At 69.6% G+C, this 26,513-nt stretch carries 30 protein-coding genes and 1 tRNA gene; 16 read left to right on the top strand and 15 right to left on the bottom strand.

The window, feature by feature from the left end; genetic code table 11:
- Positions 1-14: 14 nt before the first annotated feature.
- From BLT19_RS07800 to BLT19_RS07785, 4 genes are all read left to right on the top strand, one after another.
- The gene (locus BLT19_RS07800; protein ID WP_091488425.1) at positions 15-1,016 is read left to right on the top strand and encodes an AAA family ATPase; all 1,002 of its coding nucleotides are present in this window, start codon (positions 15-17) and stop codon (positions 1,014-1,016) included.
- A 7-nt stretch (positions 1,017-1,023) separates the two neighbouring features.
- A complete protein-coding gene (locus BLT19_RS07795) occupies positions 1,024-2,271 on the top strand; it encodes a DUF58 domain-containing protein (protein ID WP_091488422.1) in 1,248 nt (415 codons plus the stop codon).
- Positions 2,258-4,540 (top strand): transglutaminase family protein, encoded by a 2,283-nt coding sequence (locus BLT19_RS07790; protein WP_091488420.1) that lies wholly within the window; start codon positions 2,258-2,260, stop codon positions 4,538-4,540. The genes BLT19_RS07795 and BLT19_RS07790 overlap by 14 nt, the downstream gene beginning before the upstream one ends.
- Positions 4,541-4,566: 26 nt before the next feature.
- Positions 4,567-4,651 (top strand) — tRNA-Ser (locus BLT19_RS07785).
- Between the two features lie 26 nt (positions 4,652-4,677).
- On the opposite strand, the gene BLT19_RS07780 is transcribed toward BLT19_RS07785, so the two are convergent.
- Entirely contained in the window at positions 4,678-5,874 is a 1,197-nt protein-coding gene (locus BLT19_RS07780; RefSeq protein ID WP_091488417.1) for an IS481 family transposase, read from the bottom strand.
- 393 nt (positions 5,875-6,267) lie between these two features.
- Complete coding sequence (locus BLT19_RS07775; RefSeq protein WP_231917847.1) at positions 6,268-6,771, bottom strand: hypothetical protein; 504 nt, start codon at positions 6,769-6,771, stop codon at positions 6,268-6,270.
- 240 nt (positions 6,772-7,011) lie between these two features.
- On the opposite strand from BLT19_RS07775, the gene BLT19_RS07770 reads away from it, so the two are divergent.
- Entirely contained in the window at positions 7,012-7,239 is a 228-nt protein-coding gene (locus BLT19_RS07770) for a DUF1653 domain-containing protein (protein WP_231917846.1), read from the top strand.
- 76 nt (positions 7,240-7,315) lie between these two features.
- Positions 7,316-7,636, top strand: a complete 321-nt coding sequence (locus tag BLT19_RS07765) for a hypothetical protein (protein ID WP_091488412.1) — start codon at positions 7,316-7,318, stop codon at positions 7,634-7,636.
- 240 nt (positions 7,637-7,876) lie between these two features.
- Here BLT19_RS07765 and BLT19_RS07760 read toward each other — a convergent pair whose 3' ends face one another.
- Together BLT19_RS07760 and BLT19_RS07755 are read right to left on the bottom strand one after the other, a co-directional pair.
- Positions 7,877-8,086 carry a hypothetical protein gene (locus tag BLT19_RS07760; protein ID WP_091488410.1) on the bottom strand — a complete coding sequence of 70 codons (210 nt, stop codon included), beginning with the start codon at positions 8,084-8,086 and terminating at the stop codon, positions 7,877-7,879.
- A gap of 149 nt (positions 8,087-8,235) precedes the next feature.
- On the bottom strand, positions 8,236-8,847 hold the full coding sequence (locus BLT19_RS07755; protein WP_091488407.1) for a cyclodeaminase/cyclohydrolase family protein: 612 nt from the start codon (positions 8,845-8,847) through the stop codon (positions 8,236-8,238).
- Positions 8,848-9,038: 191 nt separating this feature from the next.
- Here BLT19_RS07755 and BLT19_RS07750 point away from each other — a divergent pair, with 191 nt between their 5' ends.
- Positions 9,039-9,632: a dihydrofolate reductase family protein gene (locus BLT19_RS07750; protein ID WP_091488404.1), complete on the top strand. Its 594-nt coding sequence runs from the start codon at positions 9,039-9,041 to the stop codon at positions 9,630-9,632.
- A gap of 38 nt (positions 9,633-9,670) precedes the next feature.
- Here BLT19_RS07750 and BLT19_RS17770 read toward each other — a convergent pair whose 3' ends face one another.
- The 3 genes from BLT19_RS17770 to BLT19_RS07740 are packed head-to-tail and all read right to left on the bottom strand — an operon-like array spanning position 9,671 to position 10,912.
- Positions 9,671-9,811 carry a hypothetical protein gene (locus BLT19_RS17770; RefSeq protein WP_172825606.1) on the bottom strand — a complete coding sequence of 47 codons (141 nt, stop codon included), beginning with the start codon at positions 9,809-9,811 and terminating at the stop codon, positions 9,671-9,673.
- Positions 9,812-9,864: 53 nt separating this feature from the next.
- Positions 9,865-10,689 carry an MBL fold metallo-hydrolase gene (locus BLT19_RS07745; protein ID WP_197673060.1) on the bottom strand — a complete coding sequence of 275 codons (825 nt, stop codon included), beginning with the start codon at positions 10,687-10,689 and terminating at the stop codon, positions 9,865-9,867.
- 4 nt (positions 10,690-10,693) lie between these two features.
- Positions 10,694-10,912 (bottom strand): three-helix bundle dimerization domain-containing protein, encoded by a 219-nt coding sequence (locus BLT19_RS07740; RefSeq protein WP_091488399.1) that lies wholly within the window; start codon positions 10,910-10,912, stop codon positions 10,694-10,696.
- A gap of 184 nt (positions 10,913-11,096) precedes the next feature.
- Here BLT19_RS07740 and BLT19_RS07735 point away from each other — a divergent pair, with 184 nt between their 5' ends.
- From BLT19_RS07735 to BLT19_RS07720, 4 genes are read left to right on the top strand one after another with little or no spacing between them, the layout of a single operon-like run.
- The gene (locus BLT19_RS07735; protein ID WP_091493547.1) at positions 11,097-12,017 is read left to right on the top strand and encodes a hypothetical protein; all 921 of its coding nucleotides are present in this window, start codon (positions 11,097-11,099) and stop codon (positions 12,015-12,017) included.
- Positions 12,014-13,222 carry an acylneuraminate cytidylyltransferase gene (locus tag BLT19_RS07730; RefSeq protein WP_091488397.1) on the top strand — a complete coding sequence of 403 codons (1,209 nt, stop codon included), beginning with the start codon at positions 12,014-12,016 and terminating at the stop codon, positions 13,220-13,222. Before BLT19_RS07735 ends, BLT19_RS07730 begins: the two co-directional genes overlap by 4 nt.
- Positions 13,219-14,091 carry an N-acetylneuraminate synthase family protein gene (locus BLT19_RS07725; RefSeq protein WP_091488394.1) on the top strand — a complete coding sequence of 291 codons (873 nt, stop codon included), beginning with the start codon at positions 13,219-13,221 and terminating at the stop codon, positions 14,089-14,091. The genes BLT19_RS07730 and BLT19_RS07725 overlap by 4 nt, the downstream gene beginning before the upstream one ends.
- Before the next feature lies 1 nt (position 14,092).
- Positions 14,093-15,382, top strand: a complete 1,290-nt coding sequence (locus BLT19_RS07720; RefSeq protein ID WP_157681806.1) for a DUF6716 putative glycosyltransferase — start codon at positions 14,093-14,095, stop codon at positions 15,380-15,382.
- 7 nt (positions 15,383-15,389) lie between these two features.
- Here BLT19_RS07720 and BLT19_RS07715 read toward each other — a convergent pair whose 3' ends face one another.
- From BLT19_RS07715 to BLT19_RS07680, 8 genes are all read right to left on the bottom strand, one after another.
- On the bottom strand, positions 15,390-15,776 hold the full coding sequence (locus BLT19_RS07715; RefSeq protein ID WP_231917845.1) for a DUF5684 domain-containing protein: 387 nt from the start codon (positions 15,774-15,776) through the stop codon (positions 15,390-15,392).
- 90 nt (positions 15,777-15,866) lie between these two features.
- Entirely contained in the window at positions 15,867-16,973 is a 1,107-nt protein-coding gene (gene moaA / locus BLT19_RS07710; protein ID WP_091488391.1) for a GTP 3',8-cyclase MoaA, read from the bottom strand.
- A gap of 61 nt (positions 16,974-17,034) precedes the next feature.
- A complete protein-coding gene (locus tag BLT19_RS07705) occupies positions 17,035-18,594 on the bottom strand; it encodes an SDR family oxidoreductase (protein ID WP_091488390.1) in 1,560 nt (519 codons plus the stop codon).
- A 78-nt stretch (positions 18,595-18,672) separates the two neighbouring features.
- Positions 18,673-19,269, bottom strand: a complete 597-nt coding sequence (locus BLT19_RS07700) for a GNAT family N-acetyltransferase (protein ID WP_091488389.1) — start codon at positions 19,267-19,269, stop codon at positions 18,673-18,675.
- A gap of 30 nt (positions 19,270-19,299) precedes the next feature.
- A complete protein-coding gene (locus BLT19_RS07695) occupies positions 19,300-20,445 on the bottom strand; it encodes a sulfate/molybdate ABC transporter ATP-binding protein (protein WP_091488388.1) in 1,146 nt (381 codons plus the stop codon).
- Positions 20,421-21,233, bottom strand: coding sequence for an ABC transporter permease (locus BLT19_RS07690; protein ID WP_091488387.1), 813 nt, complete (start codon positions 21,231-21,233; stop codon positions 20,421-20,423). The genes BLT19_RS07695 and BLT19_RS07690 overlap by 25 nt, the downstream gene beginning before the upstream one ends.
- Positions 21,230-22,033 carry a molybdate ABC transporter substrate-binding protein gene (modA, locus tag BLT19_RS07685; RefSeq protein WP_091488385.1) on the bottom strand — a complete coding sequence of 268 codons (804 nt, stop codon included), beginning with the start codon at positions 22,031-22,033 and terminating at the stop codon, positions 21,230-21,232. Before modA ends, BLT19_RS07690 begins: the two co-directional genes overlap by 4 nt.
- 2 nt (positions 22,034-22,035) lie before the next feature.
- Positions 22,036-22,425, bottom strand: coding sequence for a TOBE domain-containing protein (locus BLT19_RS07680; protein WP_091488383.1), 390 nt, complete (start codon positions 22,423-22,425; stop codon positions 22,036-22,038).
- A 111-nt stretch (positions 22,426-22,536) separates the two neighbouring features.
- On the opposite strand from BLT19_RS07680, the gene BLT19_RS07675 reads away from it, so the two are divergent.
- The 5 genes from BLT19_RS07675 to BLT19_RS07655 are packed head-to-tail and all read left to right on the top strand — an operon-like array spanning position 22,537 to position 26,510.
- Positions 22,537-23,673, top strand: a complete 1,137-nt coding sequence (locus tag BLT19_RS07675) for a ThiF family adenylyltransferase (protein WP_091488381.1) — start codon at positions 22,537-22,539, stop codon at positions 23,671-23,673.
- Complete coding sequence (locus BLT19_RS07670; protein WP_231917844.1) at positions 23,670-24,917, top strand: molybdopterin molybdotransferase MoeA; 1,248 nt, start codon at positions 23,670-23,672, stop codon at positions 24,915-24,917. Before BLT19_RS07675 ends, BLT19_RS07670 begins: the two co-directional genes overlap by 4 nt.
- Entirely contained in the window at positions 24,914-25,402 is a 489-nt protein-coding gene (gene moaC / locus BLT19_RS07665) for a cyclic pyranopterin monophosphate synthase MoaC (protein WP_091488379.1), read from the top strand. Before BLT19_RS07670 ends, moaC begins: the two co-directional genes overlap by 4 nt.
- Entirely contained in the window at positions 25,399-26,277 is an 879-nt protein-coding gene (locus tag BLT19_RS17765) for an NTP transferase domain-containing protein (protein ID WP_172825605.1), read from the top strand. The genes moaC and BLT19_RS17765 overlap by 4 nt, the downstream gene beginning before the upstream one ends.
- Positions 26,277-26,510, top strand: a complete 234-nt coding sequence (locus BLT19_RS07655; protein ID WP_091488376.1) for a MoaD/ThiS family protein — start codon at positions 26,277-26,279, stop codon at positions 26,508-26,510. Before BLT19_RS17765 ends, BLT19_RS07655 begins: the two co-directional genes overlap by 1 nt.
- Positions 26,511-26,513 lie beyond the last annotated feature (3 nt).

The raw sequence follows: 26,513 nt of genomic DNA, 5'->3' as shown, positions 1-26,513 counted from the left end.
TGACGGATACGGCGATGACGGATGCCGCGACGGGCGCGCCCGGAGCGATGACCGCGGAGAGCTTCGCCCGCATCACCGACGCCATCCTCGCCTCGGTGGGCAAGGTCATCGACGGCAAACCGGATGCGGTCCGCTCGGCGCTCGTGTGCCTGCTCGCCGAGGGCCACCTGCTCATCGAGGACGTGCCCGGCGTCGGCAAGACGATGCTGGCGCGTGCACTCGCCGCCTCTGTGGATGCGACGGTCCGCCGCATCCAGTTCACACCCGATCTCCTGCCCGGCGACGTCACCGGCGTCTCGGTGTTCAACCCGGTCGACCGCGAGTTCGAATTCAAGCCGGGCGCGATCTTCGCCCACATCGTGATCGCCGACGAGATCAACCGCTCGTCGCCCAAGACGCAGTCCGCGCTCCTGGAAGCCATGGAGGAAGGCCAGGTCACCGCCGACGGGCAGACGCACATCCTCCCCGATCCGTTCCTGGTCGTCGCGACGCAGAACCCGCTCGAGATGGAGGGCACGTACGCCCTCCCCGAGGCGCAGCGCGATCGCTTCATGATGCGCATCTCGATGGGATACCCGGATGCCCGCAGCGAAGCGCTCATGCTCCGCCAGCGCGACACGGTGAACCCGCTGGACGCGATCGCACCGGTGGCGACCGCGTCGAAGATCTCCGAGCTGATCGCGTGGGCACGCGCGGTGCACGTGGCCCCCACGATCGAGGACTACGCCGTCGCCCTCGCGGCCGCGACGCGAACGCACTCGGACCTCCGCCTGGGCGCGAGCCCGCGGGCGACGCTGCAGCTCGTGCGTGCGGCGAAGGTGTGGGCGGCTCTGGACGGCCGCGGCTTCGTCATCCCGGACGACATCACCGCCCTCCTCATCCCGGTCTTCTCGCATCGGCTCATCCCCACGCGCTCCTCCGGCGGAGCACGTGCGCGCACGACCGCCGATGCGATCGCCGCGACGCTCGAACGCATCGCGTCCAGCGTCCGCGTGCCGCTCGCCGCGCGGCAATGAGATTCTCATGAGACGCCTCTGGCCACTCACCGTGCGGGGCACGGGCGCGCTGGTCATCGCGATCGTCTGCTTCGTCGTGGCGAACGAGGCCGGCATCGTCGAGCTGATGTACTTCGGCATCCTGCTGCTGGCCGTCCTCGGGGCGAGCATCGCCTCGCTGTACCTGACCCGCCGCACCGACACGGTGACCCGTTCGCTGACCCCCGACGTGGCCACCGTCGGGCGCGATGCCGTCGTGCACGTGCGCGTGGGCGTGCGCACCGCGCTGCCCACCGCTCCCGGCAAATGGCGCGACACCATCCCCTCCGGGCTGACGGCCCGCGCGCACGGGATCTTCCCGGCCCTCGGGTCGGGACTTCGGGGAGCGGAGCGCATCGTCGAGTTCTCGTACACCGCCACGGGCGCGCGCCGCGGCATCCATGCACTCGGTCCGCTCTCGGTCACCTCCACCGACCCGTTCGGCATCGCGCGGCGCAGCACGGTCTTCGGCGAGCGCACCCGCGTGACGGTCGCTCCTGCGGTGATCGATCTCCCGGCGCTGAGCAACTTCGCGGGCGAGGCCGGCGGCACGCTGCACACGACGACAAACCAGCTGGGTCAGGGTGCCGACAACCTCATCGCCCGCCCATACGTCCCCGGCGATTCGATGCGCCGTATCCACTGGCGGGCCAGCGCCCATCGCGACTCGCTGATGGTGCGGCAGGAAGAGCAGGAATCGACGCCCGAGGCCACCGTGGTCCTCGACCGCGGTGTGCTGCGCTATTCACCGGAGGCGATGCAGGCGCCAGGCGCCGACCCCGGCTTCGAGGCCGCCGTGTCGGCGTGCGTCTCGGTGGTGAGCAGACTGGTGCACGACGGGTACGCCGTCGAGGTCATCGACACCGACGGAACGCTGCTCGCCGAGCGGATCGACGGCGGCGACATGACCGAGGTCGAGGGACTCATCGGCCAGTTCGCCGGCGTCACCGCGCGTCGCGACGACCACCTCGCCCGTCTCACCCGCGTGTTCTCGGGCATCATGACCGGCCCGGTGGTCCTCATCGTGGGTCGCTTCGACCCGGCCGACGCCGAGGCGATCGCACCGGTCGCCCATCACAGCACGCTGCCGATCGTGCTCTCGTTCGCGCCAGTGGGCGACTCGCTCGGACGCGCCGCCGACGCGGGCTGGCACACCGCCGTGCTCGATCCGGAGGGCGACCTCGCCGCGACCTGGAGCGCAGCGACCGATCGGGGTGTGACCCATGCCGGACGTTGAGCGCGCGGATCGACCGGGGCGTCGCAAAGCCGATCTGTCGCTGACGATCGGCGTGCTGGTCGCCGTCTTCGCCGCCCTCCTCCCGTTGATGCGGGTCGTGCGGCCCAGCAGCTGGCTCCTCGGATCGATTCTCCTCTGCGTCGCCGTGCTCGCCGCCGGATTCCTGGCACGGCGCTACCGGCTTCCCGCCATCGCCGTCACCCTCGTCGAGGCTGCAGTCTGGGTCATCTTCATGACCTTCGTCTTCCTGAGGGACACTGCGCTGCTGTGGCTGTTCCCGACTCCGGAGACGGTCCGCAGCATCCCGGGTCTGATCACCGCCGCCGGCGAGGAGATCGCCGTCGGAGCCGCCCCGCTGGATGCCAGTCTCGCCCTCACCCTGTTGATCGTCGGCGGCACGGGTCTGCTCGCGATCATCGTGGACCACGTCGTGCTGACGGCGCGGATGCCGCTGCTGGCGGCCATCGGACTGATCGCCGTCTCGCTCATCCCCTCGATCGCCGTGCCGGGTGAGGTCGATGTGATGGCCTTCGTCCTGCTGGCCGCGGCGATCCTCTTCTTGATGCGGACCGAGACGCGTTCACGGGAAGCTCCGCTGGAGCGCGAGGCGACCCGGACCGCGGGGGTTCCTGCGACCGCCCTCGGCATCGGCGCGGTCGCCGTCGTCGTCGCACTGGTCGCGGCGCCGCTGCTCCCCCAGCCCACCGTTCGCGCGGGAGCAGGGTCGATCGGCAGCGGGCCGGGTATCGATGCGACGCTGCAGCTCGGCGACGATCTGCGCAGACCGAGAGAGGTCGAAGTGCTGCTGGTACGCAGCGATGCGCCGACGCCGCCCTACCTGCGGGCCACGACGCTGTCGCAGTTCGACGGAGCCGTCTGGCAGCCCGACAACGTACGGACCGTACCTCTGGACGGTGAAGTGGGCCTCGGTGGCGTGCCGGTCGTCGATGATGTCCGGCTGGCCGAATACGTGACGACCGTCGAGGTGACCAATCTCGCTTCGCCCTGGCTTCCGGTCTCCTACCCCGCCGTCAGCGTCAATGGACTGCGCGGTGAGTGGTCGGCGGTGCCGTACAACCGTACGGTCATCAGCCAGGCGGCCACGACCCAGGGGCAGAGCTACGAGGTCGTGAGCAACGTGCCGCGCCCCACCCTCGAGCAGATCCGTGCGACCGAGGCCGGTGGACCGGACCAGCGGGATGGCACCACGACCGTCCCCGAAGGGCTCGACCCAATCGTGAGCGAGCTGGCAGCGCAGGTCACCGCCGGCACCGAGAACGACTACGACGCCCTCGTCGCACTGCAGTCATGGTTCCGCAGCTCCGAATTCCGCTACTCGCTGGACGCTCCCGTCGAGGACGGCTTCGACGGTTCGGGGATCGACGCAGTCGCGGAGTTCCTGCGGCAGCGCGAGGGCTACTGCATCCACTACGCGTCGGCGTTCGCCCTGATGGCCCGCACGCTGAACATGCCCAGTCGCATCGTCGTCGGGTACCTGCCCGGTGTCGCCAACGGCGATGCGGTCGATCGTGAGACCGTCTACTCGGTCACCAGCGGTCAGCTGCATGCGTGGCCGGAGATCTTCTTCGAAGGCATCGGATGGGTGCCGTTCGAGCCGACCAACGGACTCGGTGTCCCGACGAGCTACTCCCCCGCCGCCACCGACACCCGGCCGGGCGCGGACGGTGCAGAGGCGACACCGCTTCCGAGCTCGTCGGCATCACTGGACCCAGGACTGCTGCCCGATGACCCGACGCAGAGGCAGGACGCCTCGCAGTCGGGTTCGAGCACCAGTACGGTCAACCCGGTGCCGGCGTTGGCCATCGTGCTCGGCATCCTGTTCGCCCTCGCGATCCCCGCGCTCATCCGCGAGCTGCGGCGCCGGCAGATGATGAGCGCCGCGCGCGCCGGCGATGCGGCAGCGGCGTGGCTGGCCGTGCAGGACATCGCCATCGACCTCGGCATCGACGTGCCGGCCAGCGAGACACCGCGCATCCTCGGCACGCGGCTGATCCAGGAGCACGGCGCGCCGCATGCCGAGATGAGTCTGCTGATCAGCTCGATCGAGCGCGCGAGCTACGCTCCCGGCGGCAAGCACGCCTTCTGGCAGGGAGATGCGATGGCGGATGCCGCAACCGCCGTTCGAGCACAGATGCTGGGTTCTGTCGAGCTTCCGCGCCGGATCCTCGCGCTGCTCGTGCCGCGATCGCTGATCGTCCGCCCGGGCAGCGTCTACGCCGGGTCGGGGACGACCGCTCGCACCAGGTAAGATGGTCCGCGGCCCGAAAAGGCCATGGAGGATTCGCCTAGTGGCCTATGGCGCACGCTTGGAAAGCGTGTTGGGTGAAAGCCCTCAGGGGTTCGAATCCCCTATCCTCCGCCCTGTGATGTCTCGCGACATATGTCTCATATGTCGCGAGACATCTGTCGTTTCTGGGGCCATCGGCCGGCTGGTTTGAGGATGTTTCGCCAGTAGCCGCGGGCGGGGTCGATGGTGTGTTCGCTGAGGACTTCGCCGGTGTCGAGGTGGACGACGGTGACGGTGGTTTCGTCGGTGATCGCGAGGATGCGTTTTCCGGTGTGGTCGCGGCCGATTCCGAGGTGGTGCATGCGGCCGGCTCGGCGGATGCTGACGTGACCGTCGGTGTCGATGCGGTCGTAGCGGAGCCGGTAGCGGTCTGGGAGTCGTCCTGCTCCGGGGAGTGCTTTGGGCGTCGCCAGGTAGGCCTCTGAGGGGGTCTTGCGGTCCAGAGCACGGTGTGGGCGGTGCTCGTTGTATTCGATGCGGAGCCGGTCGAGTTGGGTTTGCAGCTCGAGGACCGTGGTGGCGGTGGGTTGCTGGGCGAGCCAGCGTTTCTGGGTTTGATGGAAGCGTTCGATCTTGCCTTGAGTTTGCGGGTGGTTCGGTTTGCCGTTCTTCTGTTTCACTCCGAGCACGGGCAGGAGGTGTTCGAAGGCGTTACGGCCGCCGCCGTGTCGGGCGGTGTAAACCCGGCCGTTGTCGGTCAGGGTCGAGGCGGGAACCCCGTATTCCTCAGTGGTGGTGAGGAATGTGGTGACGACGTCGTCCCCGGTGACGGGGGTGTGGACGGTGCAGGAGAGTAGCTTGCGGGAGTGATCATCGAGCCAGTTCAGGATCTCGACGTCGGTGCCGTCGGTGAGGCGCCAGTGAGTGAAGTCCGACTGCCAGGTCTCGTTGGGTTGGGCTGCTTCGAAGCGGATGTACGAGGAGCGGGGGCGTTTGCGGGGTTCCGGGGTTATGAGTCCGGCGCGGGTCAGGATGCGGTGGATCGTCGCCGGCGACGGGACGTGCAGGCCTTCACGCTCGAGGTGCCATCGGATCGTGACCGGTCCGGCATCCAATCCTCGAGCGGTGAGATCCGTGCGGAGTGCGACGATTCGGTCGACGACTTCGCGCGGCGTGGATCTCGGATTGCTTCTCGGCCGCCGGGACTGAGGATCGACGGCGTCGAGACCGTGCTCGCGGTAGCGTGCGAGCAACCGGTGCAGCTGTCTCCGCGACAGCCCGTACTGCTCGGCCGCTTCGGTCACGGTGAGCTGCCCAGCGACGATCTTCAGGACCACAACCCGGTGCTTCGACATGCACCGAACTGTGACTCATGACCCGAGACACCAGCGTCGTATCACCTGGGACCTATGTCATGAACTCAGGCACCCTATCCTCCGCCCTGCGATCCCAGTTTTTTCAAGGATCGCGACTCGATGTTTTCTCGGTGGCACAGTGAGCATCACTGAGGCACGCTTTTCCGGCGTTCCGAAGTGGCCTGGCTGACCCGGTTGCGACATGACCCTGTCATGGCGCAACTGATGCCCCCGTTGAGCGGATGCCGTCCACCAACCACTTCGACTGAATGCACGGGCGTCCTTCACCGCCGATGGCCGCAACCGCAGGAAGATCCGCCGTCACCACGAGAGATGCATCGCAGATGGACCGGCTCCCGGGCCTTAGCGTCCGCGTCCCGGCCGCGAGCGGTGTCAGAGGGGTCGACCGATGGCGAGAGTTTCGAGCGCGGCCAGCCGATGGCTCCGGTCGCCAGTGATCTCGACGACGTTGGTGCCCTCCCCGACGACCTCGGGGTTGTCGATGAGGTCGAGGAGAACGTCGTTCATCGCCTCTCGGAGCGCCGAGTGCTCATCGGCGTCGGGCGCCACATCGTCCCGTGTCGTGAGCGGCAAGACAACGAGAAGGTCGATGTGCGCCAGCGCGTCCCGCGTCATCGACGTCGCACGCTCCAACAGTTCGCGTGAGGTCGATACCCGAGTCACATCGTCCAACGCCAACAAGTAGGCGAGGAAATCGATCGGGCCACGCTCGGCGATGAAGTCCTCAGCCGCCTCACCCGGACGAAGACGGGCTGCGGAGATCCGAAGCTGCGCGGCGAACAACGCCGCGCTCGGACTGTCCCACGACTCATCCACAAGATCGAACGGATCAGGCAACACCGCGAACTCCGGATGGCGAAGAGCGAAGTCCGACACCAGCGTGCTCTTCCCACTCGCATGAGTACCCGACACGACAATCCGCATGCCGCGACTCTAGAACCCCACCCGACCATCGGATCAACACTCGGTCCGCCCGCTGTTCGACCGGCTTCCGGGCCGGTGAGCGACCGGCTTGGGCGCGATGACATACCCGCCATCTCGTATTTGCCCACGCTCATCCCCCTCCAGAATGGATGACGCTGATATCGCGATCCTGGGACCACTTATGATCGCGGGATGATGTCACCGACACCCGCCGCCGTCGAGCCGGGGATCTACCAGCACTTCAAGGGCGCGCGTTACGAAGTGATCGGCGTCGGACGGCACAGTGAGACCGAGGAGCAGCTCGTCTTCTACCGCAAGCTCTACGACGACTACAGCTTCTGGGTGCGACCCCTCGGCATGTTCCAGGAGTCCGTGAGCCGCGACGGTTACGAGGGCCCTCGATTCATCCGCATCGCCTGAGGACAAGACCGGAACCCGACGCCCGCGCGATGACCGGCCTTCGGGCGGGTGCGAGTAGTCGTCGCGATAACGTCCGATGTCGTCTGAGTATCGGCTCGGCGGCGACGACGACGCACTCTCGGACGACGACGACGGTGGCGTCCACGCCGCCGACGCTGGCAAACTGACCGCCATGTCAACGTTCAGCCGTATCCCGCTCAACTACTACGTCGGTCAAGAACACATCCTCGAAGACAAGTACGCCGAGATTCCGCCACAGATCGGGAACGGGGTCGAGATATCCGGCAAGTACTACCGCATCACCGACGTGTGGACTGCATCCGTACACAATCCCCTGTCCGAGCGAACCGCATCCGTCTTCCTCGAAGAGGTGGAGCGGCCCGCCGATCTGCTTTGAAGAACGGACGACATGCTCCAACGGCGCACGGCTCGTGGGTCGGACTACCACGACTGACACCTCGAATGTCTCTCCGTCGACGACCACTCGGACCTTTCGGCTCACGATGCCGCGAGCAGGCAGACCGACGCCGCGAGGTTCACGAGTGCAGTGACCGCTTCACCCCAGGCCGCCCGCGACGCCACATCACAGCCGCGACACCTCCGGCTGACCGTCCGCGCTCGGCACCGGCGCCGTCGCCTATACGCGGCGGCTGCCGGATCGCTCGTTGCCACGCTTGTAGTTGCCAGTCGCCCGAGCCATCACCTGCTGCGGATCGCCGCGTTCCACGTCAGCGATGAACTTCTGAGCGGCGGCATTGCGAAGCGTCGTCGCATGGCGGCCATGGTGGCGGATCTCGACTCGCGAGCCGCTCACCGTGAATGCAAAGCCGCTCGGCGATCCCGACATAGAGGCGATCATGCCCTACTGACGGGAGCGACGCGTCGCCGAGAGGTCATTCGGAGGCACACCACTCGATGATCACCAGCCGGACGATGTCCGTCGACGTCGGAAATCGGGGACACTGATGTGCTACGCCGTGGGCGCAGCGACTGACGTCAGCAGCGCGAGGCGATGCGGTCGAGGTCTGCTCGCTTCTGCGCAATGGCTCGAAGCTCGAGCTCGAACGCCGCGACGTGTTCGTCCAGACCGTCATCGGCCGTCCGATGCCTCGACAGAAGGTCGAGATTTGCGCGCGCGGTATGGTTCGCACCATCGAGGGCTGCGCGGAGCGCCTCGATTGCGACGCAGAGATCGGCCTCGACATTCCGATTCCCGATGTTCGCAAGCAGGCGGGCGTCGTCCACGAGGGATGCTCCGAGTCGCCCGATGTGCAGCGTGGAGGCGATCGCGTCCAGGCTCTCGCGTCGGACTGCCTTTTCACGTTCGGGGCCTTCGTCCATCGCGAGCGCGGCACCGAACGCCGCCGAGTGAATGCCATCCTCCTCCGCAGCCGTCGTCGCTGCGCGCCGCGTGCCACCGAGTCGTTCCGCGGCGACCCGAGCTTCGGAGCTGTGCGCGGTATACGAAGCCACCATGCCCAGCAGCGCTGCCGAGATCCCTGTCATCACGGCACACGCGGCGCCCCCGCCTGGCGCACCGTGCGCCTCTGCGAGACGATCCAGCCACTCCGCCAGCGGCGTCGCCGCGGGGTCGATGTCATCGAGCATGAGACCGACGCTACTGCTGGATCAGGCCGCGAACCAGGATCGCTCGCACCTCGACCTCCTGCGCACCGTCTCGTGCCCCGCAGAAACAGGATCTTGAGCCCGCCCCCGAAACCCGCGAGTGAAGGAGGGCCTGGCCCGACGGTCCTCGCGGTCGTAGGGTCGGCTCGTGGCGTGAAGAGAAAGGGACCGACTTGACCGCTGAATACACCTGGGACGTCTTCGCGACCCTCGACGGCTACGGATCGTACTCCGCGGACGGCGACTGGGGCGGGTACTGGAGCAAGCAGGGGCCGGAGTTGCTGGAACGCCGTGCCGAGCAGTTCGGCACCCCGCAGCGTTTGATCTACGGCGCGACGACCTTCAGAGAAGTCGCCGACATCATGCTGTCGGGGCATGACCCGAATTCGTTCGACGAGTGGAACGTCCGCTTGATGCGGATGCCGGCAACAGTCATCTCCTCGACGCTGGAAGACACCGGCGGCTGGCCGGATGCGACGATAGAGCGCGGCGATGCCGTCCAGATCGTGCGGCGGATCAAGAAGGAATCACCGGTGCCGCTACGCTCGCAGGCGAGCCTGTCACTGAACCGCGCCCTGATGGCCGCCGGACTGGTCGATCGCCTGCAGCTCACGATCTTTCCGGTCATCTCCGGCCGCACGGGAACCAGCCCGGTGCTCCGTGGCGCTGAGGACTTCGATCTGGAGCTGCTGGAGGCTCGGACGCTCGACGGCCGCACTCAGGAGCTGGTCTACCGCCCGACGCGGCACGTCCACAGCCGTCCCTGACGCACACCGGTCGAGTTCGCAGCGGGCAAACGGCCCCTCTACACCGGCTCGGTGGTGCGGATGAGACCGCAGTTCACGCACGACCACGCGACGAGGAAGCGCTCGTCGTCGAGGATCTCGAACACGAGCGGGTCGCCGCAGGTCGGGCAGTCGCGCGGATCCGCCGGGTGGGCCGTCATCGCAGCAGTCTAGGACTGCTCGCTCAGCGCGAGGCGCTCGCCGGGCGGACCGCTCAGGTCAGGTGATCGAAGTCGCCGTTCACCCAGCCGATGTGACGATCCGCCGATCTGCGGACGATCGCGCGGGCATCGGCCGGGATCACCCGCTCGAAGTTTCCGTAGAGCCGGTCGAACTCGAAGCGCTCCACGTGCGCGGTCACGCGTTCCACAACCGCTCCGGACAGCGGAAGCGGGTTCGGGAAGCTCCGCATGAAGCTGACCGACGATCGGTCGGCGTTCGGGAAGATGGTGTCGCTGGCCAGGAGCACGCCCTTGCCGTCGGCGGCACCGCTCCAGTGCACGACGCTGCTGCCGGGGAAGTGCCCGCCGGTCTGGCTCAGCGTCACACCCGGCAGGACCTCGACCTCGGCCGACCAGGACTGTATTGCGTGGTCGTCCCGGGCAACCCACCCGCGGTCCTTCTCGGCGACGAGCACCGGCACTCCCCCGAGCGCGTGGCTCCACTCGACCTGCACGCCGAACATGTGCGGATGGCTCGCGACGATCGCGGCGACGGGCCCGAGATCCAGGATGCCGCGCACCGCCGCCTCATCGAGGAAGCCCAGGGGATCGAAGAGCACCGATCCCTCTTTCGTGCACACCAGCTTCGACTGCTGCCCGATCCCGGCGCCGGGCGTGCTGGAGACCGCCCAGAGATCCGGTTCGAGCTCCGCGATCGCGGTGCGGTAGCCGGCATCCGTCATCTCGGTCAGCGACGTCCAGCGCTGCCCGTCCGAGGGGATCCACTGGCGCTCGTCCGCGCAGATGGCGCAGACCGCCGAGCGTTCCGCGTGCTCCACCGCACACGTCGCGCAGATCCAGAACGTCACGTCCCGCATCCTTTCAGGCGGCGTGGGCCCGTTCGGCGCGGAGGCGTCGGAGCACGTTGTGCTCCACGAGCAGCGGAACGTAGTCGCGGACGCGGACGTTGTCGAACGATTCCAGTTCGTCGGCGATCAGAACGAACAGCTCGTCTTCGCTGCATTCCGGAAAACGGCCCACGAGTCGCTCGACGAGGTACACCAGCGCCTCGAACTCGGATGCGGGATTCGTGCAGCTCACCCTCTGATTCTCCCTCAGTACGGCGGCCTCGGACCGGTTTGGGTGCCGTGATCCGCAGAGCTGCGGCGTCGGACGTCTCGAATCGTTCATCGAGGTGTCTCGCGATGGCCAGAAAAGCGCGTGGATGTGTTCACACGACGCGGCGATCGTGTGGAGACGGGTGTTCCGGTCGGAAGCGGGTGAAGTGAGCCACAACGCTGCACTCGCGTGGGTCGAATCGCCTCTCCAACTCATCGGAGCAGCGGAGTGGGCGGCGGCGAACTCGGTCGAGGTTCCCGTTGCGGGTCGGCTGACCGCGCAGATGTCCGAGACCGCTGACGCCCTCGTCGCACGCGGAGCCTTCTTCGCGACGCTCGAGCCCTACCTCGGCATCCCCTGGCAGCTGCTCGCCCGCCACTCGCACTGGCTGATCGGCGACGGATTCTCCGGGCAGTTCCGCCTGGCAGCCTCGATCCTGCGCCCTCGGCGCATCACGTTCCTCGACGACGGCGCGAACACGCGCGCGTTCGCGGACGTGCTCCTCGGCCGACGCCCCTTCGCGCGGCCCGGAGTGGATGAGCGAGGCATGACCACCCGCCTGGTCCCGTTCGCCCTGCACCGCATCCACACGCGCGCTCGGGCTCACACGGTCGACTTCTTCACCGCCTTCGAACTCGGCGAGCTCCGGCTGACCGAACTCGCCGACCGCGGCATGGGTGTGCGCCGGCACGCCTTCGAGTGGACCCGCCGGACCGCGCCGGACCCGGATCTGCCGAGCGCCCGTCTGGTCCTGGGCAGCGCCCGACCGGTCGACGGACGGATGAGCCTGGACGACTACCTCGGCTGGGTCGCGGGCCACGCGTCCGCCGGCGCGGTCACCTACCTCCCGCACCGCCGCGAACCCGCCACTCAGCTCGCCGCCGTCACGGCGATCGAGAACGTGACCGTCTCGCGCCTGGCGCTGCCGGTCGAACTCGTCCTCGCCGGGACCCGCCGCCCTCTGCAGATCCTCACGCTCCCCTCGAGCATCACCACGACGCTCCCGCTCGTCCTGGACGGGACCGGCAGCGTCGTGCACATCGGCGACGCGTCGGACACGACCGCCTTGACTGAGCGCGACCGATGAGCGAGGCGATCGCGATCATCCCCGCCCGAGGCGGGTCGAAGGGCATCCCGCGCAAGAACCTGCAGCGCGTCGGCGGCGTCCCGCTGATCGGACGCGCGATCCTCAGCGCGCGGGCGGTTCCCGGCATCGATCGGGTGCTCGTCTCCACCGACGACGAGGAGATCGCGGCGGTCGCCCGGGGGTGGGGCGCCGGTATCGTCGCGCGCCCGGCCGAGATCGCCGGAGACACCGCGAGCAGCGAGAGCGCACTCCTGCACGCGCTGGAAATCCTCGACGGCGACGGGATCGACGTCGGCGTGCTGGCGTTCCTCCAGGCCACCTCGCCGTTCATCGATTCGGCAGCGCTCGCACGCGCGATCGACTCCGTCCGGCGAGGCGATGCCGACAGCGTCTTCGCCGCGATCGAGACGTACGGATTCCTGTGGCGCGCGCGGGACGACGGCAGCGCGACGGGGATCAACCACGACGACGCCTTCCGGCCCCGCCGGCAGGACCGCGAGCCGCACTTCCTCGAGACGGGCGCCTTCTATGTGATGGATGCGGCGGGCTTCCGATCGGCGGGCCACCGGTTCTTCGGCCGCGTCGGCATCGCCGAGGTGCCCGAACGCACCGCCATCGAGATCGACTCTCCCGAGCAGCTGGAGATCGCACGAGCCCAGGCCCATCGATCGAACGCGAGCGATCGCGCGCTGGAGGTGGATGCCGTCGTCACCGACTTCGACGGAGTGCACACCGACGACACCGCGCTCGTCGACGCCGACGGGAACGAGCAGGTTCGCGTCAGCCGCTCGGACGGCATGGGCATCGCGATGCTGCGGCGGGAAGGCATCCCGGTCCTCATCCTGTCCACGGAGCAGAACCCGGTCGTGACCGCCCGGGCGCGCAAGCTGCGCGTCGACGTGCGCCAGGGCGTCGACGAGAAGGCCGCGGCGCTGCGCGAATGGGCCGACCAGGCGGGCGTCACCCTCGAGCGCATCGCTTACCTCGGCAATGACGTGAACGACCTGGCCTGCCTCGAGATCGTCGGCTGGCCGGTGGCCACCGCCGATGCCCACCCGCTCGTGATCGCGGCCGCCCGCGTGGTGCTGCGCCGTGCGGGGGGTGACGGTGTCGTCCGCGAACTCGCCGATGCCGTCCTGCGCGGCCGGCGATCGTCGGCGGGCGAGGCATCCTCCCCTTCCCCCACAGCAAGGAGTCCGCGATGACCGTCACCATCGGATCGAACGTCGTCGGAGGCGGTCACCCCGCGTATCTGATCGCCGAGATCGGCCTGAACCACAACGGCGACGTCGACCTCGCCAAGAAGCTCATCGACGTCGCGGCGGACGCCGGCGTTGACGCGGTGAAATTCCAGAAGCGCACCCCGGAGATCTCCACACCCGCCCACATGCGCGACGTGCCGCGCGAGACGCCGTGGGGCACCATGAGCTACCTCGAGTACCGCAACCGCGTCGAGTTCGACCGTGATCAGTACATCGAGATCGCCGATCACGCGCTCCTTCGCGGCCTCGAGTGGTTCGCGTCGCCATGGGATGTCCCCAGCGTCGCGTTCCTCGAGGACATCAACGTGGCCGCGCACAAGGTCGCGTCGGCATCGCTCACCGATACGGAGCTGCTCGAGGCCCTCCGCGACACCGGCAAGCCGATCATCCTGTCCACCGGCATGTCGACGATGGAGCAGATCGACGCCGCGATCGGCGTCCTGGGCACCGACCGACTCGTCCTGATGCATGCCACATCGACGTACCCGATGGAGCCCGAGGAGGCGAACCTCCGGATGATCCCGACCCTCCGCGACCGCTTCCCCGGCGTTCCCGTCGGATACTCGGGACACGAGCGCGGACTGCAGATCTCCCTCGCCGCCGTCGCACTCGGCGCCGTCGCGGTCGAGCGCCACATCACCCTCGACCGGACCATGTGGGGATCCGACCACGCCGCATCACTGGAGCCGGCAGGTCTGCAGCACCTCGTCCGCGACATCCGCATCGTGGAGACCGCGCTCGGGGACGGCGTGAAGCGGGTGTTCCCCGGCGAGCTCGCACCCCTCGCAAAACTCCGTCGGGTGGCCGCGTGAGGTGGCTGCGACGCACGGTCGGCCTGCGCTGAGCGCTTCGATGCGCATCATCGCGATCGCCGACAGCGACTCGTACGTGAAGTGGAGCGCGGCGCTTCTGGGCACGCTCCCCGATTCGGTGGCGGTGGAGCTGCTGATCCTCGAGACGTCCCTGGTCGTCAGCGCCGCCCAGCAGCGATCGGCGACGGCCGGCAGCGGGCTGGATGCCGCGAGCGTCCGGCGCACCCGGCTGTCCGAGCTGACGGCGCACATCACCGCGGCCGAGCCCGATGCGGTGCTCCTGGCCGCCCGGGGTCCGGTCGTCCGCGTGGTGGCGCGCCTGGTCGCTGCCCTCACCCCGCGTCCGCTGCTGGTGACAGGACTACCCGGGATCTCCATCCCCGAGACCACGGCCGCGCTCGTCCACCGCACGCAGTGCGACCTGTTCGTGCTCCACTCGACCCGCGAGATCCGTGCGTTCACGGACCTCGCGGACCGTCGGGGCATGTCCCAGCGATTCGCCCTCGCTCACTTGCCGTTCGCGCAGCATCGGACCCGGTCAGGCCGAGGCGGCGACCTCGTCTTCGCGGCCCAGGCGATCGTGCCGCGGCTGCGCGACGAGCGGCTGACCATCGCGCGGATGCTGGTTCGCGCCGCGCGGGCCGAGCCCGAGCGCCGGGTGGTGGTCAAACTCCGCGCAGTGAAGGGCGAGCATCAGACGCACCGCGAGCGCGACGCCGACAGCTACCCCGAGCTGCTGCGGACCCTCGGCCCACTGCCGCCGAACCTGGTGATCTCCACCGACTCGATGGCGCGGGCTCTCAGCACCGCCGAGGGCCTGGTGACGGTCAGTTCGACAGCCGCCATCGAGGCGATCGCCTTCGGCGTGCCCAGCATCGCGCTGGACACCTTCGGTGTCTCGGACGACCTCATCAACCCGGTGTTCCGCGGCAGCGGCCTGCTCGCGGGTGAGGAGGCGGTCATCTCGCGTGACTTCCGGATGCCGCGCCCGCAGTGGCTCGCAGACAACTACTTCCACGACCCGAGCCTCGACGATTGGGTCCCGCAGCTGACCGCCCTGGTCGATGAGCGACGTCGGGGCACCCTCCCGCCGAAGCCGCCGCGCGTCCGCCGCGGCGGGAGCGTGCGTGACACCTGGGAGAGCGGGATCATCCTGCGGCGCGGTGATCGGACGATGCCCGAGATGCTCGCGGTCGCCGCGGTCCTGCCCGCGCGCGTCGCGGTTCGCGTCGTCAACCGGGTGCGCAACGGGAAACGGCGCCGCCCCTCGCGGGGCAGCGCCGTTTCGTAGGGCGAGGTCAGACGGCGTCGATGCGCGACTTGTCGTAGGTCGCGGAACCGAAGCCGAGGATGAGGTAGCCGATGAACGAGAAGAGCCACAGCAGGAAGACGGAGAACACCGCACCCTGACCGAAGGCCTTGCCGACGCGGAGCGCGACGATGATGTGCAGGATGATGTTCACGATCGGGATGAGGTAGAGCAGCCCCATCCAGTACGAGAACCCGGCGATCTTGGTGAGGACGAAGAGGTTCACGATCGGGATGATCGCCAGCCAGCCGGCCTTGCCCGCCTTGGTGAAGACCTTCCACAGGGCGATGACGATGATCACATAGAGGATCAGGCTGAAGATGCTCGAAACGGTATAGAGGGCCGAGAAGTCGGCCTGCGAGGTAACGGAAGTCATGACGCTCAGCATAAAGGGAACCTGGCAGAACCCTGTGAATGCGACAAAGTGTTCATTCGCGGCTTGCGCGTGCGTCGCTCAGCGCAGCAACTAGCCGCCGATCGCGTTCATGCCGCGCGCGGGCTGCAGGAATGCGGGGTCGTTGATCGCGTGCCCCGGAAGCTTGCCGTGCACGCAGGAGCGCAGCATCCGATCGATTCCGTCATCGATGTCCGACTCCCGAGCCGCCAGACCAGATCCCTGATCCTGCCGAAGGGTCGGCAGCAGGTCGTACTCGGTGGTGGAGAACAGGCAGTTGCGCAGTTGGCCGTCTGCGGTGAGCCGCAGCCGGTCGCAGTCGCCGCAGAACGGGGCGGTCACCGAGGCGATGACCCCCACCGTGTGCGGCCCACCGTCCAGCGTCCAGCGTTCGGCGGGCGCTCCACCGCGGCCCGGCAGCGGGACGAGGTCCCAGCGCGTGGCCAGCGCGTCGACGATCTCCTCACGGGTGACCATCTGCGAACGGTCCCACGTGTGGCCCGCATCCAGCGGCATCTGCTCGATGAAGCGCATCTGCGCGCCGGAGGCGACGGCGAATTCGACCAGATCGACGAGCTCGTCGTCGTTGACGCCACGCATCGCGACCGCGTTGAGCTTCAGCGGACGAAGACCGGATGCAGCGGCCGCAGCGATCCCCTCGAGCACGTCGTCCAGCCGGTCACGACGGGTGAGTTCGCGGAATCGATCCCGCTGCAGGGTGTCGATGCTGATGTTCAGTCGCTGCAGGCCCGCGTCCATGAGCGACGGGAGCAGCTCGGCCAGCCGGATCCCGTTCGTGGTCATCGCGATCTCGACCGGGCCCGCGGGCCCCTCGAGGGCGGCCAGGCGGCTGACCACGTCGACGATGTCGGTGCGCAGGAGCGGCTCGCCCCCGGTGAGGCGGAACGTCGTGATCCCCGCAGCCGCGGCGACACGTGCGATCCGCTCGATCTCGTCCGTGCTCAGGATGCTCGTGCGCGCCAGCCACTCGTTCCCCTGCTCGGGCATGCAGTACGTGCACCGCAGTGAACAACGGTCGGTCAGCGAGATGCGCAGGTCGCGGTGCACCCGGCCGTGGGTGTCGGTCAGCGGGCGTCCGCGGGAGGCGGATACCGCGTGAGCCTCGTCCCGGAAAACGGTCGGCGAGCGCACGCCGATCGTCACGGGAACCGCGCTCATGCGCGCCCCCCGCGGCCGCTCAGGTCCGCCCGCTGCATGCAACGAGCCTAACCGTGTGCGGTCAGCTCGAGGCCGTCGCGCTTTCAGTCTCGCTCGACTCCTGTTCGGCGGTCGCGGTGATGCGATTGGCCATCCCGCGGAAGATGAAGCCGTGGAACGGCAGCACCGCCAGCCAGTACAGACGCCCGGAGAGCCCGCTGGGGAAATAGATCGCGCGCTGGTCGTAGCGGGCACCGGCGCCGTCCGGCGTGGCCCGCATCTCCAGCCAGGCCAGGCCCGGCACCTTCATCTCCGCCCGCAGCCGCAGCAGCGAGCCGGGCTCGATCGCCTCGACGCGCCAGAAATCCACCGCGTCGCCGACCACCAGGCGGTCGCGGTTGCGACGTCCGCGGCGCAGGCCCACGCCGCCGACGAGCTTGTCCATCCAGCCGCGCACCGCCCACAGCAGTGGGTTCGAGTACCACCCGCGGTCGCCGCCGATGCCCTGGATGACGCGCCACAGCGCCTCGGACGAGGCATCCGTCGTCGCGGTCCGCTCGTCGGTGAAGACGGTCTTGCCCGCCCAGTCCGGATCGCCGGGCAGTGGGTCGCTGGGAACGCCCAGCACCTCGGCGTCCTGCCAGCTCGTCTCGATGGCGTCGGCCTTCACCTTGCCCAGCGCCAGCGCGACGGCGCGGCGGTAGGAGGTGAGACCCCCCTCGGGCTGCGGGATGAGCTCGTCGATGTCGTGGTTCTTCATGATGCACTCGTTCTGCAGCGACTCGACCAGCGGCATCGCCACGCGACGGGGAATCGGTGTGACGAGGTTCACCCAGTGCGAGGCGAGGCGCGGGGTGAGCACCGGCAGCGCGGCGATCCCGCGTTGCGGAAGGCCGGCCTCGAGCGCGTAGCCGTTCATCATCTGTCCGTAGCGCGGCACGTCGGGTCCGCCGATGTCCACGGCCCGGTTGACGTCCGGGTCGACGCGCGCCGCGCCCAGCAGATAGTGCAGCACATCGCGCACCGCGATCGGCTGGATGCGGTTGCGCACCCACTTCGGCGCCGGCATGTACGGCAGGACGTCGGTGAGGTGGCGCACCATTTCGAACGAGGCCGAGCCCGAGCCGATCACGACGCCGGCCTGCAGGACGAGCGTGGGCACACCGCTGTCCAGCAGCGTCTGGCCGACCTCGACGCGGGACCGCAGGTGCGGCGAGAGTTCGGTGTGCTCCGGATGCAGGCCGCCGAGATACACGATGCGACCGACGGATGCCGCGGCCGCAGCCGCCGCGACGGCTCGCGCGGCCTCGCGGTCGGCCTCCTCGAACCCCTTGCCGGCGCCCATGGAGTGCACGAGATAGTAGAGCACATCGACGTCCTGCGCGGCGGCGGTGACCGCCTCGGTGTCGGCGGCATCGCCCTGTGCGATCTCGACCCGATCCCCCCACTCGAAGGCGCCGACGCGGGCCGGGTCCCGTGCCAGGACGCGGACCGCGTAGCCCGCGCTGAGGAGTCTGGGCACAAGGCGCCCCCCGACGTAGCCGGTGGCGCCGAGGACGAGCGCACGCGGCGCCGATCCATCCGGCTTCGGCTGCGCGCGCAGCGCGGATTCCTGGCCCGTGGGCGCGGTCAGATCGGTCACCCTCCGAACGCTACGTCAGCGGGCACGCGCAGAGCAGGGGTTGACGAGCGCTTCGCGCAGCGGCAGGGTCGGGGCAGGTCACAGGCGCATGCCGAACGCCTGGACTCCGGGATGGGACTCCAACGGTTCGAACCCGAGTCGCTCGTAGAACGCCAGCGCACCCGTGTTGGCGTCGGAGGCGACCAGATGCAGCCCTGTGACGCCATCCGCCCGGAGCGCTCCGATCAGGGTGTCGATCAGGCGGCGCCCCCACCCGTGTCCCTGCGCCTCCGGCAGCAGGTCGATGTGCAGGTGCGCGGCGTAGTCCCGCCCGTACGGCTCGCCGCCTGCGCGGCGACCGTAGGCGTAGATGAGCGTGCCGTCCTGACGGGATGCCTCGGCGGAAGGCAATGGCCACCGCGCAGCACGAGCGGGCCACCACTGCGTCCGGAACCACTCCTCGAACGCATCGGTGTCAGGAGCGCCCACGATGTAGCCGACGACGCGACCGTCGTCCGTCTCGACCACGAACGCGTACTCCGGGTGACGAGCGACGTAGGGCAGGACGAAGATCGCCGCCCAGATCGCGTCGTCGTCGAAGATCCCGGTGGCGTCGGCGCCGGCATCCGCCGTGCGCACGCAGATCTCAGCGAGGGCCGGCTCATCGCCGGGCCGGAACGGGCGGATGCGGCTCACCCGGCGAGGCTACCGCTGGACGGCGCCTTCTCACATCGGCTGGAGGCGCACGTCGGCCGCCTCGACGCGGAGTCGCACCGGCGTCCCAGGACGCAAGTGCAGCAGCGCCACCGCTTCGGTGGGGAGATCGACGGCGATCGGCGGCTCGGCGGTGTGCACCCGCACGCCTCCGAGCGTCTGCTCCAATCGCTCGACCCGAGCGATCCACGCGCCGGACGTCGGCGCTTCGGACTCGGCCAGGCGAAGCTCGCCGGTCCACGACGATTCCGCCGCCGAGCTCAACCGCACCGCATCCGCGCGGAACACGGCAGCCAGCGGACTGCCGTCGGCTGACTCCGCCGACGCACGTTCACCCGCAGCATCCGTCCCTGCCAGCACAACGCCCGGACGCACGCCGATCGCACGCCACATCCCTCGGTGCGCTTCGCCGACGACGCGGTTGACCCCGGCGACGGATGCCGCGAAGCGGCTCGCGGGTGCTCCCAGGACATCCCGGACCGGACCGGTCTGGGTGAGCGAGCCCGCCTCGAGGATCGCCAGGCGCGATGCCACCGCCACCGCGTCGACGGCATCGTGCGTGGCGAACACGGTCGTCGTGCCCGCCGCGGCCAGCTGCGTCTGGAGCACACCGCGGATCTCGCCTGCGGTCTCGGTGTCGAGCGAGGTCAGCGGCTCGTCGAGGAGCAGGAGCCGCGGCGCCGCGGCCAGGGCGCGGGCGATCGCCACCCGCTGCTGCTGACCGCCGGACAGCTGCCCCGGCCGCCGGTCGCCGCTGCCGTCGAGGCCGACCCGCCACAGCCATTCGTCGGCGTCGGCCCGCGCCGTCGTCCGGTCGGTGCCACGGGCGCGAGGACCGAACGCGATGTTCTCCCGCGCACTCAGGTGCGGGAACAGTCGCGGATCCTGACCGAGGAGCGCGACGCCCCGCTTCTCGGGTCTGGTGTGCCGGCCCTTGCTCGCCACCATGTCGTCGCCGATGCTGACGGATCCGCCGCTCAGCCGCTCCAGGCCCGCGATCGTCGCCAGCAGCGTCGACTTCCCTGCACCGCTCGGACCCATGATCGCGACGATCTCGCCGGGCGCGGCATCCAGCGTCGCGTCGAGCCGGAATCCTGGCCGGACCACGACGACGTGCGCGGCCAGCGCCGCCGTCATCGCGACGCCTCCGGGCGCCATGCCCGCACGAGCAACAGCACGGTGACGGCGGTCAGCAGCAGAAGGAGCGAGAGCGCCACCGCGGTCCCCTGCCCGACACCTGAGCCGTTGAAGGCCGTGTAGATCGCGAGCGGCATCGTCTGGGTGACGCCGGGGGCGTTGCCGGCGAACAGCGCGGTCGCGCCGAACTCGCCGATCGCGCGGGCGAAGCACAGCACGATCCCGGCGATGAGTCCGGGCGCCGCGAGCGGCAGGGTGACCCGCCGCAGGATCGTCCACCGACCGGCGCCGAGCGTCGCCGCCGTCCGCTCGTACCCGACCCCGGAGGTGCGCAGCGATCCTTCGAGCGCCAGGACCAGGAACGGCAGCGCGACGAAGGTCTGCGCGAGGACGACCGCTGTCGTGGTGAACGGGATGCGCAGCCCCCACGTCTCATCCAAGAGCACCCCGAGCGGCGCGCTGCGCCCGAACAGGAACAGCAGCGCGACCCCGCCGACCATCGGCGGAAGGACGAGGGGCACGGTCACCAGCGCACGAAGCATCGCCGACAGCCGGGAGCCCGACCGGGCCATCACGAGTGCCAGCGGCACGCCGAGGACGATGCACAGCGCCGTCGCCGTGAGTCCTGTCCGCAGGGACAGCAGCAGTGCATCGACCGCGGCCGGCGCGGTGATGTCGGCCCACAGCGTCGACCATTCGACGCGGCCGACCAGCGCCGCCAGCGGCAGGATCAGCAGTGCGAGCCCGAGGACGGCGGGCACGGCGAGGATCGGCGGGACGAATCCCCCGGCGCCGCGCCATCTGCTCACGGAGCGCCGAAGCCGTACGACGCCAGGATCTCCTGGCCGCGCTCACCGGTCACGAATGCGGCGAACGCCGCGGCCGCGTCGGGGTTCGCCGAGTCTGCGAGCGCACCGATCGGGTAGCTGTTGACGACGTCCGCCGCCCCGTCGGGGGCGAAGCTCTCCACGGCGTCGTTGTTCGCGACATCCGTCTTGTACACCAGTCCGGCATCGGCTTCGTCGGCTGCCACCTTGGTGAGCACGGCGGTGACGTTCTGCTCCAGGCTGACGGGGGTGACGGCGAGGCCGGCGTTGGTCAGCAGCGTCTGGGATGCCGCCCCGCACGGGACCTCGGGCGCGCACAGCACGACAGTGGTCGCCGGATCGGCGAGGTCGTCGAGGCTGTCGACTCCGGCGGGATTTCCGGGCGGCAGCGCCACGACCAGCGTGTTCGCGGCGAACAGCTCGGTCGAGGCGATGAGGTCCTCGTCGGTGACCTTCGTCATGTTCTTCTCGTCGGCCGAGGCGAACACGTCGACCGGTGCGCCCTCGATGATCTGCGTGGCGAGGGTGCTCGAGCCGTCGTAGGTGATCGGGAGCACGTCCACCCCCGGGTTCTCCTCCTCGAAGGCGACGGCGATCTCATCGAACGCCGCTTTCAGCGAGGCCGCGGCGAAGACCGTGAGATCACCCTCCAGTGCGTTGGCGGCGGCGGTCGCGGACGGCGTGGCGGTCGCCGTCGCACCGCCCCCGGCATCGCTGCTCGCGCATCCGGCGAGCAGGAGCAGTGCGGCAGCGGTAGCCGCGATCAGGGGACGCATGCGCATGGTCAGCCTTTCGGTACTTCGACGATGACGTTGGTGGCCTTGATGACCGCGACCGCGAGGGATCCGATGTCGAGCCCCAATTCGGGAACGGCTTCGGCAGACATGAGCGAGACCACCCGATGCGGGCCGGATTGGATGTCGACCTGCGCCATGACGCCGTCGATCTGCACGCGCGTCACGAGTCCGACGAACCGGTTGCGGGCACTGGAGAGCACGTCGGTCGGGTTCGACGCGGTCCGCGCGAGTTCCACGGCGTGCGCGGCGAGCGCCTCGCCCGGGATCTGCGCCGGCGTGCCGGCGGCCGGGAGTACGCCCGAGTCAACCCATCGCCGGACGGTGTCATCACTCACGCCGAGCAGCCGTGCGGCCTCGGCGATCTTGAAGGCGGTCATGACTGCGAACCTACCAGCCGCAGATGCGGACAGATCCGCACACGATCGCCGCATTCGCGAACCCGCAACCGTCGCGGAGCCTGCCGTTCCCGACCCGGCTAGCCTGGTCACATGCCTCCGCTGCCGCCGCTGGTCGAGCCGGTTCCCGCGCTGAGCGCGAGTGAGCGTGCCCGGACGGCCCGCCACACCAGCCTGCTCACGCTCGGTGAGATCGGGCAGCGCCGGCTGGCGGCCGCGCACGTCGCCGTGATCGGCGCCGGCGGGCTCGGCTCGCCGATCGTGCTCGCGCTCGCGGCTGCGGGCATCGGCACCCTGACCGTCATCGATGACGACACGGTCGAGGCATCCAACCTCCAGCGTCAGGTGCTGCACCGCCTGCGCGACGTCGGGGCACCGAAGGTCGACAGCGCCGCGCGGGTCGCCGCCGATCTCGCCCCCGAGACACGCGTGCTCGCGGTCGCCGAACGCATCGACGACGCCAACGCCGTCGCGCTGCTGCGCGGCGCGGACCTCGTGATCGACGGCTCCGACACGTTCGACACCCGCGAGGCGGTCGCCGCCGCCTGCGAGTCGCTCGGAGTCCCGCTGGTGTGGGGCACGGTGCAGGCCTTCGACGCGCAGGTGACCGTGTTCTGGTCGATGCCACCGGCCGGCGCGCCCGCGGTGCGGCTGTCGGATCTGTACCCGGCCGGCAGCGCCGGCGATGTGCCCACCTGCGCGCAGGTCGGCGTACTCGGAGCCCTCTGCCTGCAGGTCGGCTCGCTCATGGCGATCGAGGCGATCAAGCTCATCGCCGGGATCGGCGAGCCGCTGCTCGGGCGCGTGCTGGTCATCGATTCCCTGCGTGCCCGGCAGTTCGAAGTGCCGTTGCGGCCGGCCGGATCAAGCGCGGATGCCACGGCCAGAGGTGCGGTCCGCTCCGCCGCACCCGAGGTCGGGGTCCCGATCGACGTCGTCTCGGCCCGCGATCTGGCCGATGCGATCGCCGGCGGCTCCGCACCCGCGCTGGTGGACGTGCGGGAGGCCGATGAGGTGGCGCGCGGCATGATTCCCGGCTCGCACCACATCCCGCTGGCGCAGCTCCTCGCGGATCCCGGGCAGGTCGCCGGACCGGTCGTGGTCATCTGCCAGGTCGGCGCCCGTGCCAGGCGCGCCGCCGAAGCGCTCGCCGCCGTCGGGGTCTCGGCGACCGTACTCGCCGGCGGGATCGTCGCATGGGATGTCGCCCTGGCGGGGCAGTCGGCATGACGGAGCCGATGCGCACGGTCGAAGAGCACCTGGCTCGAATCCTGGCTTCCGTGCAGCCTCTCGGCGGCGAGAGCGTCCCGGTCGGCGGGGCGATCGGCCGCACCCTGACTGAGCCGCTGCGGGCGCTCGTGGACATTCCGGTGTTCGACAATTCCGCCATGGACGGGTTCGCGGTGCGATTCGCCGACGTCGCCGGCGCGGCATCCGAGTCCCCAGTCCGCCTCCGGGTGGTCGCCGACCTGCCGGCCGGCTCCGCTCTGGACCCGCCGATCGGACCGGGCGAGGCCGCCCGCATCATGACCGGTTCCGCGGTGCCGACAGCGGCCGATGTCATCGTGCCGTTCGAGGACACCGCGCTGGGCCTGGAGGGATCCCTTGAGATGACGCTCGTCCGGGTGGCACCCCGCACCGCCGGGCTGTTCATCCGCCGTCGCGCCGCGGACGCATCGGTAGGCGACGAGCTCCTACCGCGCGGAACCGTCGTCGGGCCGCTGCAGGCCGCCGCGGCCGCAGCCGCGGGAGCCACCACCTTCGTGGTGGCGGCAACGCCGCGCGTCGCCGTCATCTCCACCGGCTCCGAGCTGGTCCAACCTGGTTCGCCGCTTCGTCGCGGGCAGATCCCCGAATCGAATTCCGAGCTTCTGACGGGCCTGGTCGCGGAGGCGGGAGGAGCCGTGGTGCTCCGTCGCAGCGTGGCGGACGACGAGGCGGCGCTCCGAGAGGTCCTTCGCCACGCCGCCGACGTGGCCGCGGACGTCGTCGTCTTCTCAGGAGGCGTCAGCGCCGGAGCCTACGAAGTCGTCAAGAACACCCTCGGGCCCGGCGGTGAGATGTCGTTCGTCAAGGTCGCCATGCAACCCGGCAAGCCGCAGGGGTTCGGCCGCTCCGCAGACGGCGCTCTGCTGTTCGGCCTGCCGGGCAACCCGGTGAGCGTGGCGGTGTCGTTCGAGACCTTCGTGCGACCGGCGCTGCTCGCCCTGCAGTCTCGGGCAGCGCTGCACCGGCCGGTGCTGCGATTGCCGGCCGCTGTCGGCTGGCGCACCCCGCCGAACCGTCGGCAATATCTGCCGGCGGTGATCGATCGCTCCGATCCCGGCGCCTGGAGCGTCGCCCCGGCGACCGCAGGCGGCTCCGGATCCCACTTGGCGGGAGGGCTCGGCCGGGCGGAGGCCTACGCGATCGTGCCGGCCGAGGTCGACGAGGTCGAGGCCGGCACCGCGGTGGATGTCATGCTGTTGACATGAGCTTCACGCACCTCGATGATGCCGGGCACGCCCGCATGGTGGATGTCACCGACAAGCAGCCGACCGTGCGAGCGGCGACGGCGCGCGGGTACGTGCGCTGCAGCACGGAGGTGATCGCCGCCCTGCGCAGCGGCACCGCGCCGAAGGGCGACGTGCTCGCTGTCGCTCGCATCGCGGGCATCTCGGGCGCCAAGAAGACCGCCGATTTGCTGCCGTTGGCGCACGTCATCGGCGTCCATGGCGCGTCGGTCGACCTCGAGATCACCGATGACGGTATCGAGATCTCGGCGACGGTGCGTACGGCGGACCGGACCGGGGTGGAGATGGAGGCGCTCACCGCCGTCGCAGTCGCGGCCCTCGCGATCGTGGACATGGTCAAAGGGATGGACAAATCCGTCGAGATCGAGAACGTCCGGCTGATCTCCAAGGAGGGCGGCCGCTCCGGGGCGTGGCAGCGTCCTGGAGAGTCGGACCGGACAGCGTGAGCCTCGCGGCGATCATCCTCGCGGGCGGTCGGGCATCCAGGCTGGGCGGCGCTGCGAAGCCGCTCCTGGATATCGGCGGGGTGACGCTTCTGCAGACCGCGGCCGATGCCGCCGACGCAGCAGGGTGTCTGCCTATCGTGGCCGTGGGCCCGGCGACCGACGGGAATGCCCGGCTGAGGTGGGTGCGGGAGGAACCCCCGTTCGGCGGACCTGTCGCCGCCGTGCTCGCGGCCCTTCCCTGCATCCCGACCACCGAGGTGCTGATCCTGGCCGCCGATCTGCCGCGCGCGGGCGAAGCCGTGAGCTTCCTGCTGGAGACGGCCGCACTCGGCGCGTACGCGGACGGCCTATGCCTCACCGACGACTCCGGGCGTCCGCAATGGCTCAGCGGGATCTACCGGACGGCGGCACTCCGACGAGCCGCGCAGCGCGTGCCCGATTCGGGGGCGAACGCCGCCATGCGCGAACTCATGGACGGTTTGGAGATCGCCACCGTGCGCGCCCCGGCCGGATCGACGGCCGATGTGGACACGTGGGAGGATCTGAGCAACGCCCGGCAGAGTGCCGGAGTGTCGGATCCTGGAGAGCGCATGACCGAATCCTCCCGCTCGCTGCCCCCGGAGGCACTGGATGCATGGGCGGCTGCGCTGCGCGAGCGATTCGCCCTGCTGCCCGATGATCTCCCGATCTCGCTCATCCTCGATCTCGCCCGCGATGTCGCGGGCAGTGTCGCGCGTCCCGCGGCGCCGTTCAGCGCGTTCGTCGCCGGCCTCGTGGCCGGCCGAAGCGGTGGATCCCCCGCGGACACCGCTGCGGCCGTGGCCGCCATCACGGAGCTCGCAGCCACCTGGGGCGACCGAGCGGAGCAGCCCTGATGGCTCGGGTGCGCTACTTCGCCGGCGCCGCCGAGGCGGCCGGCCGCGACGAGCAGACCCGTCAAGAGGCGACGCTGGGCGAGCTGCGCTCGGCCCTGACCCTCGAGCACCCGCAGCTGACCGGCATCCTTCCTCGTTGCGCAGTCCTCGTCGACGGTGCCCGCGTCGACGATGACACCGTGCTCACGGCCGACACCCTGGTCGACGTTCTCCCGCCGTTCGCCGGCGGCTGATCG

The sequence above is a fragment of the Microbacterium pygmaeum genome (assembly GCF_900100885.1).
GTDB classification, from domain to species: domain Bacteria; phylum Actinomycetota; class Actinomycetes; order Actinomycetales; family Microbacteriaceae; genus Microbacterium; species Microbacterium pygmaeum.
Note: the sequence above shows the minus strand (reverse complement) of the source record. Positions and strands in the feature narration are given on the sequence as shown.

Coding starts and splice junctions, on each gene's coding strand:
- BLT19_RS07715 (WP_231917845.1), bottom strand. CDS start 15,776: ATGACTTCCGTTACCTCGCAGGCCGACTTCTCGGCCCTCTATACCGTT.
- BLT19_RS17770 (WP_172825606.1), bottom strand. CDS start 9,811: ATGACGGCCCACCCGGCGGATCCGCGCGACTGCCCGACCTGCGGCGAC.
- modA (WP_091488385.1), bottom strand. CDS start 22,033: ATGCGCATGCGTCCCCTGATCGCGGCTACCGCTGCCGCACTGCTCCTG.
- BLT19_RS07655 (WP_091488376.1), top strand. CDS start 26,277: ATGGCTCGGGTGCGCTACTTCGCCGGCGCCGCCGAGGCGGCCGGCCGC.
- BLT19_RS07670 (WP_231917844.1), top strand. CDS start 23,670: ATGACGGAGCCGATGCGCACGGTCGAAGAGCACCTGGCTCGAATCCTG.
- BLT19_RS07800 (WP_091488425.1), top strand. CDS start 15: ATGACGGATGCCGCGACGGGCGCGCCCGGAGCGATGACCGCGGAGAGC.
- BLT19_RS07725 (WP_091488394.1), top strand. CDS start 13,219: ATGACCGTCACCATCGGATCGAACGTCGTCGGAGGCGGTCACCCCGCG.
- moaC (WP_091488379.1), top strand. CDS start 24,914: ATGAGCTTCACGCACCTCGATGATGCCGGGCACGCCCGCATGGTGGAT.
- BLT19_RS07755 (WP_091488407.1), bottom strand. CDS start 8,847: ATGCTCGATGACATCGACCCCGCGGCGACGCCGCTGGCGGAGTGGCTG.
- BLT19_RS07680 (WP_091488383.1), bottom strand. CDS start 22,425: ATGACCGCCTTCAAGATCGCCGAGGCCGCACGGCTGCTCGGCGTGAGT.
- BLT19_RS07790 (WP_091488420.1), top strand. CDS start 2,258: ATGCCGGACGTTGAGCGCGCGGATCGACCGGGGCGTCGCAAAGCCGAT.
- BLT19_RS07765 (WP_091488412.1), top strand. CDS start 7,316: ATGTCGTCTGAGTATCGGCTCGGCGGCGACGACGACGCACTCTCGGAC.
- BLT19_RS07745 (WP_197673060.1), bottom strand. CDS start 10,689: ATGCGGGACGTGACGTTCTGGATCTGCGCGACGTGTGCGGTGGAGCAC.
- BLT19_RS07760 (WP_091488410.1), bottom strand. CDS start 8,086: ATGTCGGGATCGCCGAGCGGCTTTGCATTCACGGTGAGCGGCTCGCGA.
- moaA (WP_091488391.1), bottom strand. CDS start 16,973: ATGAGCGCGGTTCCCGTGACGATCGGCGTGCGCTCGCCGACCGTTTTC.
- BLT19_RS07780 (WP_091488417.1), bottom strand. CDS start 5,874: ATGTCGAAGCACCGGGTTGTGGTCCTGAAGATCGTCGCTGGGCAGCTC.
- BLT19_RS07770 (WP_231917846.1), top strand. CDS start 7,012: ATGATGTCACCGACACCCGCCGCCGTCGAGCCGGGGATCTACCAGCAC.
- BLT19_RS07695 (WP_091488388.1), bottom strand. CDS start 20,445: ATGGCGCCCGGAGGCGTCGCGATGACGGCGGCGCTGGCCGCGCACGTC.
- BLT19_RS07675 (WP_091488381.1), top strand. CDS start 22,537: ATGCCTCCGCTGCCGCCGCTGGTCGAGCCGGTTCCCGCGCTGAGCGCG.
- BLT19_RS07730 (WP_091488397.1), top strand. CDS start 12,014: ATGAGCGAGGCGATCGCGATCATCCCCGCCCGAGGCGGGTCGAAGGGC.
- BLT19_RS07795 (WP_091488422.1), top strand. CDS start 1,024: ATGAGACGCCTCTGGCCACTCACCGTGCGGGGCACGGGCGCGCTGGTC.